This window comes from Burkholderia sp. AU16741 (genome assembly GCF_002223345.1).
Taxonomy (GTDB): domain Bacteria; phylum Pseudomonadota; class Gammaproteobacteria; order Burkholderiales; family Burkholderiaceae; genus Burkholderia; species Burkholderia sola.
In genome coordinates this window covers 951,340-963,778 of sequence record NZ_NKEZ01000003.1, presented here as the reverse complement: position 1 = coordinate 963,778, position 12,439 = coordinate 951,340, and the positions used below count along the sequence as shown (strand labels likewise).

At 68.3% G+C, this 12,439-nt stretch carries 9 protein-coding genes and 1 pseudogene; 2 read left to right on the top strand and 8 right to left on the bottom strand.

Annotated features, from left to right (window positions below):
• Positions 1 to 23: 23 nt before the first annotated feature.
• The 8 genes and pseudogenes from CFB89_RS06885 to CFB89_RS06855 form a co-directional block, all read right to left on the bottom strand.
• Positions 24 to 908, bottom strand: a complete 885-nt coding sequence (locus CFB89_RS06885; protein WP_089467247.1) for a MurR/RpiR family transcriptional regulator — start codon at positions 906 to 908, stop codon at positions 24 to 26.
• A gap of 274 nt (positions 909 to 1,182) precedes the next feature.
• On the bottom strand, positions 1,183 to 2,355 hold the full coding sequence (locus tag CFB89_RS06880; protein ID WP_089467246.1) for a Gfo/Idh/MocA family protein: 1,173 nt from the start codon (positions 2,353 to 2,355) through the stop codon (positions 1,183 to 1,185).
• Positions 2,352 to 3,311, bottom strand: a complete 960-nt coding sequence (locus tag CFB89_RS06875; RefSeq protein WP_089467245.1) for a TIM barrel protein — start codon at positions 3,309 to 3,311, stop codon at positions 2,352 to 2,354. The genes CFB89_RS06880 and CFB89_RS06875 overlap by 4 nt, the downstream gene beginning before the upstream one ends.
• A gap of 36 nt (positions 3,312 to 3,347) precedes the next feature.
• Complete coding sequence (locus tag CFB89_RS06870; protein ID WP_089467244.1) at positions 3,348 to 4,361, bottom strand: Gfo/Idh/MocA family protein; 1,014 nt, start codon at positions 4,359 to 4,361, stop codon at positions 3,348 to 3,350.
• Positions 4,362 to 4,427: 66 nt separating this feature from the next.
• Positions 4,428 to 4,532 (bottom strand): annotated as a pseudogene (locus CFB89_RS34045) (sugar phosphate isomerase/epimerase); the annotation flags it as partial.
• A 60-nt stretch (positions 4,533 to 4,592) separates the two neighbouring features.
• The gene (locus CFB89_RS06865; RefSeq protein ID WP_089467243.1) at positions 4,593 to 5,618 is read right to left on the bottom strand and encodes an ABC transporter permease; all 1,026 of its coding nucleotides are present in this window, start codon (positions 5,616 to 5,618) and stop codon (positions 4,593 to 4,595) included.
• 27 nt (positions 5,619 to 5,645) lie between these two features.
• Entirely contained in the window at positions 5,646 to 7,220 is a 1,575-nt protein-coding gene (locus CFB89_RS06860; protein ID WP_089467242.1) for a sugar ABC transporter ATP-binding protein, read from the bottom strand.
• A gap of 68 nt (positions 7,221 to 7,288) precedes the next feature.
• A complete protein-coding gene (locus CFB89_RS06855) occupies positions 7,289 to 8,215 on the bottom strand; it encodes a sugar ABC transporter substrate-binding protein (protein WP_089467241.1) in 927 nt (308 codons plus the stop codon).
• Positions 8,216 to 8,528: 313 nt separating this feature from the next.
• Between CFB89_RS06855 and iolC the strand changes: the two genes are divergently transcribed.
• Together iolC and iolD are read left to right on the top strand one after the other, a co-directional pair.
• Entirely contained in the window at positions 8,529 to 10,484 is a 1,956-nt protein-coding gene (gene iolC / locus CFB89_RS06850; RefSeq protein WP_089467240.1) for a 5-dehydro-2-deoxygluconokinase, read from the top strand.
• A gap of 49 nt (positions 10,485 to 10,533) precedes the next feature.
• Positions 10,534 to 12,417, top strand: a complete 1,884-nt coding sequence (gene iolD / locus CFB89_RS06845; protein WP_089467239.1) for a 3D-(3,5/4)-trihydroxycyclohexane-1,2-dione acylhydrolase (decyclizing) — start codon at positions 10,534 to 10,536, stop codon at positions 12,415 to 12,417.
• The last annotated feature ends 22 nt before the right edge of the window (positions 12,418 to 12,439 follow it).

Genomic DNA, 12,439 nt, shown 5'->3' with positions numbered 1-12,439 from the left:
GGGCGGCGCACCGGCAGTCGGGATCAACCGGCCTTCGTGCCATGCGCACCGTCGGCGGTCGGCAGATACGACAGCTCGAGCCGGTACGCGAGCGCGACGAACAGGCTCTGCGCGAGGCCCATCGTGGCCGTCAGCGCGCGGAAGCCGAACGTCGCGCTGTCCTGCACCATCAGCGTCACTTCCGCCTCGCGCGCGAGCGGGCTCATCCGGCTGTCGGTGATCGCGATCAGCCGCGCGCCGCGCCGCGCGGCCTGCTGCGCGACCTGCACGGTCTCGTCCGCGTACGGCATGAACGAGATCACGATCATCACGTCGCCCTCGCGCACCGACCGGATCTGGCCGAGATGCATGCTGCCGAGCGCGCTGAACAGCCCGATGCGCTTGTCGGTGTGCTGCAGCGCATAGTCGAGATACACGGCGATCGGAAACGCGCGCCGCGACCCGGCGATCCAGATCGCCTGCGTCTCGGCGAGCAGGTCGACGGCCTGCGCGAGCGCCTGCGAATCGAGCGTCTGCCGCAACTGCTGCATTCCGGCAATGCTGCCCTTGATGAATTCGTCGGCGATCTGTTCCGGTTGCAGGCTCGACGAACCCGATTCGATCACGTCGCGCACACGCAGGTTGTAGGCGCGCCCCGGCGCGATCTGCTGCGCGAGCCCTTCGCGGAACAGCCGCTGCATCTCCGAGAAACCGGAGAAGCCGAAGTGCTTCGCGAAGCGCACGACGGCCGACGGCTGGACGCCGCAGGCCTCGGCGAGCGACTGGATGCCCTCCAGCCCAAGCTGGTCCCGATGCGTTTCCACGTGGCGCGCGATCACCTTCAGGCGATTGCTGAGGCCGTCGTACTCCTGCGTCAGGTGTTGCAGGAACTGCTCGACGGTGGCGGGAGGTTTCTCGGATGAACTCATCGGATAGCGCGAAGTTGACGGCCCCGATGCGCGCGCGTGGCTGGCCGGCGCGGCCCGGGGCTCGACTGGATACATGCATGAAGGGCGAATTTAATCACGTTTGCGGCACGGCCCGCGCCGCCCCGCTCGCTCCCACGCGCTCGATCATCACTTGCATACGCTCCACGGCAAGACTGGAAGCGATTGTCCAACGCGCTCGCGGCGGCGTAAAGATCAGGATGTGTACCGAGGCCGGCCGTCGCGCCGACGCGCGGCGCGGCCGGCCCGCCTCCGTTCAACGATAGTCGACCCACACGCTGCCCGCGTCGGCGGAACGCACGCAATTCTCGACCCAGCGCACGCCCTCGACGCCCGCGTGCACGTCCGGAATGCGGATGGCCTTCACCGCCGCGGCGTCGCCGCGATCAGCCGCGTCCATCGCGAGCGCGAAGCGCGCGTAGAGATTCGACCATGCTTCGAACAGCCCTTCCGGATGCCCGGCGCCGATGCGGTCTTCGCGCAAGGCGTGCGGATGCAGGTACGGCATCCCGCGATCGAGCACCTGCGCGGGATGCCCCTGGATTTCGTAGCGCAACTGGTTCGGGTGTTCATCCCACCATTCGATGCTCGCCTTCGAACCGATCACGCGCACCTTCTGCCCATGCATCGAGCCGGCGTTCACCGCGCTCGACCACACGTAGCCGATCGCGCCGGTGTCGTATTCCATGATCGTGAACGCGTTGTCCTCGAGCGGCGCGCGGCTCTTCACGAAGCTCTGCCGCGAACACATCAGCCGGCGGATCTTCAGCGCCGGCGCCATCACCTCGGAGATGTACAACGGATGCGTGCCGATATCGCCCAGCACGTAGCTCGGGCCCGCGAACTTCGGATCGACGCGCCAGCGCGCGGCCGCGCTCGCGGCCTCGACGCCCTCGCTGTGGAAGCCGTGCGCGAACTGCATCTGCACGATGCGGATCTCGCCGAGGCCGCCGCGCGCGATCATCTCGCGCGCCTGCTCGATCATCTGGTGTCCGGAATAGCCGTACGCGACGCCGACGATCCGGTTCTTCTCGACCGACAGGCGCTGCAGCGCCTCGGCCTCCTCGGTCGTGAAGCACAGCGGCTTCTCGCAGACCACGTGCAACCCCGCGTTCAGCGCGGCGCGGCAGATCTCGAAGTGCGTGTTGTTCGGCGTCGCGATCGATACCGCGCGAATGCCGTCCGGGCGCCGCGCCTCGGCGTCGAACATCGTCGCGTAGTCGGGATAGCAGCGCTCGGCCGCGACGCCCAGTTTCACGCCGAACTGGCGGCCGCGTTCGGGATCGATGTCGAATGCGCCGGCAACCAGTTGGAAGCTGCCGTCGCGCAGCGCGGCCGACCGGTGGCTATAGCCGATCTGGCTGCCGAGCCCGCCGCCGACCAAGCCCCAGCGAATCGAATGTCCAAGCAGAATCTGTCCGTCAATCATGATGGTGTTCCTGGTACGGGTTCAGGGGGGCATGCAAAACCGGCCGACGCGAGAAACGCGCGGCTCGCGGCGACGTCGCGCAGGCTCGTGCCGGCGTTGCGCGGGTCGCGCTCCTGTTCGATCGTGATGTAGCCGGCATAGCCGACGTCGACGAGCGCGCGGCGGATCGCCGGGTAATCGAGCACGCCGGCGCCGATCGGGCACATCACGCCGCGCGCGCACGCCGCGAAAAACGCGATGTGCTCGCCCATCACCGCGTCGTAGACGGCCGCGTCGATGTCCTTGAAATGCACGTAGTCGAGCCGCTCCGCATGGCGGCGCAGCCACGTTTCCGGGTCCATGCCCGAGTAATGCAGGTGGCCGGTGTCGAGACACAGGCCCGCCGTGTCGGCCGGAACATCGGCGACGATCCGGTCGATCTCGTCCGCGAATTCGATATGGCCGCCCGCATGCGGATGGATCACCGCGCGCACGCCGAATTCGTCGCGCGCGATCGTCGCGACCTGCCGGATGTGGTCGACCATTCGCGCCCAGCGTGCGTCGGACAGCCGCGGCGCGCGATCGCCGTGGCCGGCCGCGTAGTCGCGCGCCTCGTGGCCCCAGTCGATCACGACGAGGTACGGCGCCGCGTAGCGCTGGCCGTCCTGCGTCGGCAGCTTCGGCAACCGCGTGATCAGCGCGCAGATGTCGCGCGTCTGGCGCAGCAGGTTCGGCAGGTTCTCCGGCGACACGAGGTCGTCGAAGATCGTGCCGGCCGTGATGCTCAGGCGCTGGCGCTCGAGCTCGGCGCTCACCACGTCGAGGTCGAGCGGGAGGTAGCCGTACGGCCCGAGCTCGATGCCCGAGTAGCCGGCCTGCGCGGCCTCGGCGAGCACGTGCCGCCACGGCGGCAGGTGCGGGTTCTTCACGTCGTCGACGCCCCAGCAGCACGGCGCGCAGCCAATCTTCATCGTCATTCGGTCGATCCGGCAAGTAAGCGGCGAACGCGCGGGTCAACCGCGATAGAACGCGGGACGGTCGGCCATCGCGATCGGCTCGACCGCGCCGCTCCGCTGTGCGCGCACGCACGCGTCGGCCGCGACCGCCGCCGCGTAGCCGTCCCACGCGGACGGCCCGGTCAGCGCGCCCTGCCGCACGCCGTCGATGAACGCCTGCAGCTCGACGTCGTACGACGCGATGAAGCGCTCCTTCCAGTCGGTCATGATCTCGACCGACTGCCGCGCCGCATGCTTGAGCCCGACGGCCGGCGGATCGGGCAGCTTCGCGATGCCCTGCTCGCCGACCACCTCGCACTGGATGTCGTAGCCGTACTGGCAGTTCACGAAGATCTCGACGTCGATGCGCACGCCGCTCGCGGTTTCGAGCAGCACGATCTGCGGATCGGCGAGATGCGTGCTCGCATGGCGCGTCTTCTTCGGATAGACGACCTGCGCGCTCGTGTAATCCTCGCCGAGCAGCCAGCGCAGCACGTCGAGTTCGTGGATCAGCGTGTCGGTGATCGCCATGTCGGTCGTGTAGCGCTCGCCGACCGACTGGTTGCGGTGCGCGCAATGCAGCATCAGCGGCGCGCCGATCCGGCCGCTGTCGATCACGCGCTTGAGCGCGCGATAGCCTTCGTCGTACGGCCGCATGAAGCCGACCTGCACGAGCCGCTTGCCGTGCGCGACTTCGGCTTCGACGATCCGCATGCAGCCGTCGGCCGTGACGGCCAGCGGCTTCTCGCAGAACACCGGCTTGCCGTGCGCGATCGCGTCGAGCACGAACGCTTCGTGTGTCGGCCCCCACGACGTGACGAGCACGGCCTGCACGTCGGCGGCCGCGACCACTTCGTGGCCGTCGCCGTAGATCTCGGCGTCGAGCCCGTATTTCGTCACCGCGTCGCGCGCCTGCTGCGGATCGATGTCGTTGACGGCCACGACGCGCGCGCCGGACAGCGTGCGGGTCAGTCTGCGAATGTGGTCCTGGCCGATCGCGCCGCAGCCGATCACGCCGATTTGCAAGGTCATGCAGTTCTCTCCAGTCGTTCGTTCATCAGCGGCGCGGCCCGTGCCGCGCCGGTCGGTAATCGGTCAGCGTGCGGTGCGATCGATCGGGTCGTAGCCGAGCTCGGCCGCCGCGTGCGGCAGCCGGTCGAGCGGCAGGTGGCGAATCATGCAGAGGTCCGGCGCGATCTTCATCTTCTTCCCGGGTCGTTCCGTGGTTTCGGGGTTCGGTGGTTTCGGCGGCGGTGAGCTCGATCAGCGACGCGATTTCTTGTTGCGGTACTGATCGGCGATCACGGCCGCGACGATGATCGCGCCCTTCACCATCTCCTGGTAATACGCGTCGATGCGGATGAACGTGAAGCCCGACGTCATCACGCCGAGGATCAGCACGCCGATCACGGTGCCCGTCACGCGGCCGAGGCCGCCCGACAGCGACGTGCCGCCGATCACGACGGCCGCGATCGCATCGAGCTCGTACATCACGCCCATGCCCGACTGGCCGGAAATCGCGCGCGCGGCCGTCACGGTGCCGGCGATCCCGCTCAACAGGCCCGCGATCGCGTAGACGAAAATCAGGTGCCGCGTGACGTTGATGCCCGACACGACGGCCGCGTGGCGGTTCGCGCCGATCGCATAGGTGTACTTGCCGAAGCGCGTATAGCGCAGCACGACGTGGAAGATCGCGGCCACCACCAGGAAGATGATCACCGGATTCGCCCCCGCGCCGATCGCCGCGAACGGGTCGGTCAGCATCGACACCGGCATCCCGTTGGTGAACCATTTCGCGAAGCCGCGCGCGGCGACCATCGTGCCGAGCGTCGCGATGAACGGCGGGATGCCCGTCAGCGCGATCAGCGTGCCGTTCAGCAGGCCGACCAGCAGCCCGACACACACGCCGGCCAGCACCGGCCAGATGACCGGCAGGTCGGTCAGGTGCGGAAACACCGCGCGCGGGAAGTCGGACACCTGCGCGAGGCTCGCCGACACGACGGCGGCCGCCGCGACGACCGACCCCGACGACAAATCGATCCCGCTGGTGATGATCACGAGGTTCACGCCGACCGCGATGATGCCGATCACGGCCATCTGCAGCACGATGATCTCGAGCCGCTCGGCATTGAACAGGAAGCTCTGGCCGACGACGATCCAGCCGACGATCTCGAAGAACAGGCTGATGCCGACCAGCACGAGGAAGATGCTCAGTTCCGGCGGCCACTTCGCATGCCGCGACTTGAGTGTCATGGTCTGCGCATCCGCGACCGGGTTCACATTGCCCATTTCAGTTGTCTCCAATCTTGTTTCGGCTCAGCGCGACGCGAGATCCATGATGCGGACCTGGTCGGCGTCCTTGCGATCGACGATGCCGGTCATGCGCCCTTCGTGCATCACCATCACGCGATCGCTCATCCCCAGCACTTCCGGCATTTCGGACGAGATCATCAGTACCGCGACGCCCTTGCCGGCGAGCGCGCTGACGAGCCGGTGAATCTCGGCCTTCGCGCCGACGTCGATGCCGCGCGTCGGTTCGTCGAGGATCAGGATGCGCGGCTGCGTGAGCAGCCACCGGCCGATCAGCACCTTCTGCTGGTTGCCGCCCGACAGGTTCTGGATTTCCTCGTGCAGCCCGGGCGACTTCACGCGCAGCATCCGGCTCATTTCCTCGCAGTCGCGCTTCAACTGCGCCTGCTGCACGAAATTGAACTTCACGTAGCGGTGGCTGAGCACCGCCGCTTCCATGTTCGCGAGCAGGTCGAGATTCAGGAAGCAGCCTGAATCCTTGCGGTCCTCGGTGAGGAACGCCATCCCGTGCTTCATCGCCTGCGCGGGCGTCGCGATGCGCACCGGCTTGCCGTCGATGCGGATCTCGCCCGACGTGGCCGGCACGACGCCGAACAGCGCCTCCGCGACGTTCGAGCGCCCCGAGCCGACGAGGCCCGCGACGCCGAGGATCTCGCCCGCGCGCAGCTCGAAGCTCACGTCGCGGAACACGCCGTCGACGCACAGATCCTTCACCGACAGCACGACGTCGCCGATCGGCACCGCTTCCTTCGGGAACATCTGCGTGATCTCGCGCCCGACCATCATGCGAATGATGTCGTCGCGCGTGACGTCGCTCGATGCATGCGTGCCGATGTACTTGCCGTCGCGGAACACCGAGAACTCGTCGGCGATCTCGAACAGCTCGTTCATCTTGTGCGTGATGTAGACGATGCCCTTGCCCTGCTCGCGTAGCTGGCGAATGATCCGGAACAGGTGCGTGACTTCCTTGTCGGTCAGCGCGGAGGTCGGCTCGTCCATGATCAGCACGTCCGAGTCGAACGACACGGCCTTCGCGATCTCGACCATCTGGCGGCTCGCGACCGTCAGCGTGCGCACGTCGGTTTCCGGATCGATGTCGATCGACAGCCGCTCGAACAGCGCGGCCGTACGGCGGCGCAACTCGGCGTGATCGATCAGGCCGAAGCGGTTCTTCGGTTCGCGGCGGATCCAGATGTTCTCCGCGACCGTCATGTGCGGCATCAGGTTGAGCTCCTGATGGATCATCGCGATGCCGCGGTCGAGCGCATCGAGCGGGCCGTTCAGCACGACCGGTTCGCCGTTGATCAGGATTTCGCCCTGGTCGGGCGTGTAGACGCCCGCGATGATCTTCATCAGCGTGGACTTGCCGGCGCCGTTCTCGCCCATCAGCGCATGCACGGTGCCGCGGCGCACGCGGAACTGCACGCCGTCGAGCGCGACGACGCCGGGAAAGGACTTGCCGACGCCGCGCACCTCGAGCACGCAGTCGGCCATGGGCGCACCGGACGAACCCGGCGCGGCGGACGACGCGGCCGGCGCGCTTTCGCTGGCCATCGAGCGCGCGATCCTGGCTGTAAACATGGACGTTCCTCGAAAATCGCGCGCGAACCCGGCCGCGCCGGGCCCGCGCAGTTCAGCAGAAAAACCGGTCAGTGCTTCGCGTACTGGTTCATGTTCTCCGGCGTCACGAGTTCGAACGGCACGTTCACGTAGCGATCGACCGGCTGCTTCCTCGCGAGCTTGAGCGCCGCGGCCACCGCCTGCGCGCCCTGCCCGGTCGCGTTCTGGTAGACCGACACCTTCAGCTCGCCGGCCTTCATCGCCGCGAGCCCGTCCGGCGTCGCGTCGATGCCGGCGACGACCGTTTTCGGCGTGAGCTTGCGCGCGGCCTTCAGCGCATTGATCGCGCCGATCGCCATCTCGTCGTTGTTCGACACGATCGCGTCGAACCTGGTCCCGGAGCTCAACCAGTTCATCGTGATGTCCTGGCCCTGCGTGCGGCTCCACTTGCCTTCGCGCTTGTCGACGATCTTCATGCCCGAGCATTCCTTCGTCGCGATCACGTCCTCGATGTCCTTGGTGCGCGCGCGCGCCGATTCGTTGGACAGCTCGCCCATCAGCACGAGCAGATCGCCCTTGCCGCCGAGCAGCTTGAACACCTGGCGCGCCTGCAGCGTGCCCGACTGCTTCTCGTCGGAGGCGACGACCGCGACGCCGGCCGGCAGCTTGTCGAAATCGACCGGCTTGCGGTTCACGTAGACGAGCGGGATCTTCGCCGCCGTCACCATCTTCGTGATCTTCGGCGTCGCGTCGGTATCGACCGCGTTCACGATGATCGCGTCGACCTTCTGCGCGATCATGTTCTGCACCTGGCTCAACTGCTTGCCGACGTCATTGCCGCCGTCCTCGATCTGCACCGTCGCGCCGTCCTTCTTAGCCGAATCGGCGATGCTGTTGCGCAGGATGGTCAGGAACGTGTCGTCGAACGATGCCATCGTCACGCCGATCTTCTCGGCATGCGCGAGCGGCGCAGCCAGGATCGCGGCGGCCGCGACGGCCATCAGCTTGGTCTTCATGATCAATCTGTCTCCTCATCTCCGGGGGCGGAAGACGGCGCGTTGCGCGCCGCCGGGCCGAGTCCGATCGGGGCCGATCCGGACTGAAGCATCCGGATGAAACTGTAGATCACTTCCTCGAAAATTTGGAAATTTATTTCTACGTGATTTCACCTAGGGAACTGGATTTCCAAAAAGTCTAGACTCCGTTCCGTAGCCCGAATCCCGGCGACAGGCAGCCCCATGTCGTGCAGCTCATGCGGACAGCCGCCGCCGGATCGATCCCCTAATCTGCCGGCAGCGCCGAACGCCGGCCGCGAGCGTGACACGTGATATGAGCCTGCTGAACTTTCCGAGTGACCGCCCCATCGATCTCGCCTGCCTCGGCCGCGTGGCCGTGGATCTCTATGCGCAGCAGTACGGCAGCCGCCTCGAGGACGCGCGCAGCTTCCAGATGTATCTCGGCGGCTCGTCGGGCAACGTCGCGTTCGGCGTCGCGCGGCTCGGACTGAAGACCGCGATGATTTCGCGCGTCGGCGACGAGCAGATGGGCCGCTTCCTGCGCGAGACGCTCGAGCGCGAAGGCTGCGACACGAGCCAGCTGCAGACCGACCGCGAGCGCCTCACCGCGCTGGTGCTGCTCGGGCTGAAGGATCGCGATACGTTTCCGCTGCTGTTCGTACGCGAGAACTGCGCGGACATGGCCGTGCGCGCCGACGAGATCAGCGAGGACTTCATCGCCGGTTGCCGCGCGCTGGCCATCACCGGCACGCACCTGTCGACGCCGGGCACGCGCGAGGCGTCGCTGACCGCGCTCGGTTATGCGCGCCGCCACGGCGCCGTGCGGATTCTCGACATCGACTACCGGCCGGTGCTGTGGGGGCTCACCGCGCGCGGCGCCGGCGAAAACCGCTACGTGCCCGACGCGCAGGTGACGCGGCAACTGCAGCAGGTGCTCGGCGAATTCGACTTGCTGGTCGGCACCGAGGAGGAATTCCTGATCGCGGGCGGCGTGCCGCATGATTTGATCGGGTCGTTGCAGGCGGTGCGCGCGGTCACGAACGCGACGCTGGTCGTCAAGCGCGGCGCGCTCGGCTGCTGCGTGATCGAAGGCGACGTTCCCGCGCGCATCGACGAGGCGCCGACCTTTCTCGGCGAGCGCGTCGAAGTGCTCAACGTGCTCGGCGCGGGCGACGCGTTCCTGTCGGGCCTGCTGTCCGGGCTGCTGCGCGGGCGCGACTGGGCCGAATCGACGCGCATCGCGAACGCGTGCGGCGCGATCGTCGTGTCGCGCCACGCGTGCTCGGCCGCGATGCCGACGCCGGCCGAACTCGCGCACTGGTTCGACGGCAGTCGCAATCCGCAGGTCGACGCCGATCGCACGCTCGCGCACCTGCATCGCGTGACGGTGCCGCGCCGCGAATGGGACGATCTCTGCGTAATGGCGTTCGACCATCGCAGCCAGTTCTACGAGCTCGCGGTGCAGGCCGGCGCGGACGAAGCGCGGATCAAGACGCTGAAGCGCCTGCTCGTGCGCGCGGTCGAACAGGTCGAGCGCGATCGCGGGATCGCCGGCCACGTCGGCGTGTTGATCGACGGCGGCGCGTACGGCAGCGACGCGCTCGCGTCGGCCACCGGGCGCGGCTGGTGGGTCGGCCGCCCGGTCGAGCTGCCGGGCTCGCGGCCGCTGCGCTTCGACGACACGCGCTCGGTCGGCTCGTCGCTCACGCATTGGCCGACCGAACAGGTCGTGAAGTGCCTCGTTCACTATCACCCCGACGACCCCGTCGACCTGCGCGTCGAGCAGGAGCAGCGCGTGCTGGAGCTGTGGGAAGCGACGCGCGCGAGCGGCAACGAGCTGCTGCTGGAAATGATTCCGCCGCGCGCGGTGACGCCGGCCGGCACCGAGGACGACGCGGTGCTGCGCACGGTCGCGCGCTTCTACAACCTCGGCGTGAAGCCCGAATGGTGGAAGCTCACGCCGCTGAGCGCCGACGGCTGGGCGCGGCTCGCCGCGCTGATCGCCGAGCGCGATCCGTACTGCCGCGGCGCGGTGATCCTCGGCCTGAACCAGCCGCTGCAATACCTGGTCGACAGCTTCCGCTCGGCGACCGACCCGATCGTCAAGGGCTTCATGGTCGGGCGCACGCTGTGGGCCGATGCGTCGCTGAACTGGTTCGCGGCCCGGATCGACGATCAGGCGCTGATCGACGAAGTGGCCGGCAACTTCGCGCAACTGGTCGACGCGTGGCTGGGCCGCCGGGCCGCCGCGCGCGCCGCCGCGGCCTGATGCCCGTGTTCGTGACGCCCCCCCCCCGACTTCTCTCTATCGACCGACGATGACCACCACCGTAAGACTGACCGTCAGCCAGGCGCTCGTGCGCTACCTGGCCGCCCTGCGCGCCGAAGTCGTCCAGCCGGACGGCCGCACCGAGATCCTGCCGTACTGCGGCGGCGTGTTCGCGATCTTCGGCCACGGCAACGTGGCCGGGCTCGGCGAGGCGCTGCACGCGGAGAAGGACCGGCTGCCGACGTTTCGCGCGCACAACGAGCAAGGGATGGCCAACGCGGCCGTCGCGTTCGCGAAAGCGCATTTCCGCCAGCGGATGATGGCCGCGACGTCGAGCATCGGCCCCGGCGCGACCAACATGCTCACCTCCGCCGCGCTCGCGCACGTCGGCCGCTTGCCGCTGCTGTTGCTGCCCGGCGACGTGTTCGTGTCGCGGCTGCCCGACCCGGTGCTGCAGCAGGTCGAGGATTTCGAACAGGGCGACGTCAGCGCGAACGACTGCTTCCGGCCCGTGACGCGCTACTTCGACCGCATCACGTCGCCGGAACAACTGCTCGTCGCGCTGCCGCGCGCGATCCAGGTGATGACCGATCCCGCGCAATGCGGGCCCGTGTGCCTCGCGCTGCCGCAGGACGTGCAGACCTTCGCGTACGACTGGCCCGAGGATTTCTTCGCGCCGCCGGTGATCCGGATGCGCCGCTCGCCGGCCGACGCGCTCGAACTCGCCGATGCGCTCGACGTGCTGAAGGCCGCGAAGAAGCCGCTGATCGTCGCGGGCGGCGGCGTGCTGTACAGCCAGGCGTGGGACGCGCTGCGCACGTTCGCCGACACGCACGGCGTGCCGGTCGCCGAATCGCAGGCCGGCAAGGGCAGCCTCGCGTGGGACCACCCGCTGAACCTCGGCTCGATCGGCGTGACGGGCTCGCCCGCCGCGAACCGCGCGGCCGCGCAGGCCGACGTCGTGTTCGCGGTCGGCACGCGGCTGCAGGATTTCACGACCGGCTCGCATGCGCTCTACGGCGACGCGACGCTGCTGAGCCTGAACGTGCAGCCGTTCGACGCGGGCAAGAAGCGCGGCCGGCAACTGGTGGCCGATGCGCGCACGGGCCTCGGCCAGCTGTCGGTCGCGCTGGCCGGCTGGCGCGCCGACCCGGCGTGGACCGCCGCGAACCGCGACCAGGCCGCCGCCTGGAACACGCGCGTGACGGACGTGACCACCCGGATTCCGAAGGACACGCTGCCGTACGACGCGGAAGTGATCGGCGCGGTGCGCGACTCCGCGGCCGACGCGGGGCGCGACAGCGCGCGCGACGATCTGGTCGTCTGCGCGGCCGGCACGCTGCCGGCCGAGTTGCACAAGCTGTGGCGCAGCGGCGTGCCGGGCAACTACCACATGGACTATGCGTATTCGTGCATGGGCTACGAGGTCGCGGGCGGCCTCGGCGCGAAGCTCGCGCGGCCCGAGCGCGAAGTGATCGTGATCGTCGGCGACGGCTCGTACATGATGCTCAACGCGGAACTCGCGACGTCCGTGATGCTCGGCCGCAAGCTCATCGTCGTGATCCTCGACAACCGCGGCTACGGCTGCATCGAGCGGCTGCAACTCAATTGCGGCGGCGCGAGCTTCAACAACATGCTCGACGACTGCGTGCCCGAAGGCGGCGAACGCTCGACGATCGACTTCGCGATGCACGCACGCGCGATGGGCGCCGACGCCGTGCATGTGCGCGACGTCGGCGAGCTGCGCCACGAAATGAAGCGCGCGCGTGCGGCGACGACGAGCCAGGTGCTCGTGATCGACACCACGCACCGGCGCACGACCGACGACGGCGGCGCGTGGTGGGAAGTCGCGGTGCCGCAGGTGTCCGAACGCGCCGGCGTCGAAGCGGCGCACCGCGCGTATCTCGACGCGAAGACCCGCCAGCGGCGCTGATCCGTCCACCCTTTCCATCGGC

Bases quoted from the DNA above. Each gene is read 5' to 3' on its own strand.
- CFB89_RS06885 (WP_089467247.1), bottom strand. From the start codon at position 908: ATGAGTTCATCCGAGAAACCTCCCGCCACCGTCGAGCAGTTCCTGCAA.
- CFB89_RS06880 (WP_089467246.1), bottom strand. From the start codon at position 2,355: ATGATTGACGGACAGATTCTGCTTGGACATTCGATTCGCTGGGGCTTG.
- CFB89_RS06875 (WP_089467245.1), bottom strand. From the start codon at position 3,311: ATGACGATGAAGATTGGCTGCGCGCCGTGCTGCTGGGGCGTCGACGAC.
- CFB89_RS06870 (WP_089467244.1), bottom strand. From the start codon at position 4,361: ATGACCTTGCAAATCGGCGTGATCGGCTGCGGCGCGATCGGCCAGGAC.
- CFB89_RS06865 (WP_089467243.1), bottom strand. From the start codon at position 5,618: ATGGGCAATGTGAACCCGGTCGCGGATGCGCAGACCATGACACTCAAG.
- CFB89_RS06860 (WP_089467242.1), bottom strand. From the start codon at position 7,220: ATGTTTACAGCCAGGATCGCGCGCTCGATGGCCAGCGAAAGCGCGCCG.
- CFB89_RS06855 (WP_089467241.1), bottom strand. From the start codon at position 8,215: ATGAAGACCAAGCTGATGGCCGTCGCGGCCGCCGCGATCCTGGCTGCG.
- iolC (WP_089467240.1), top strand. From the start codon at position 8,529: ATGAGCCTGCTGAACTTTCCGAGTGACCGCCCCATCGATCTCGCCTGC.
- iolD (WP_089467239.1), top strand. From the start codon at position 10,534: ATGACCACCACCGTAAGACTGACCGTCAGCCAGGCGCTCGTGCGCTAC.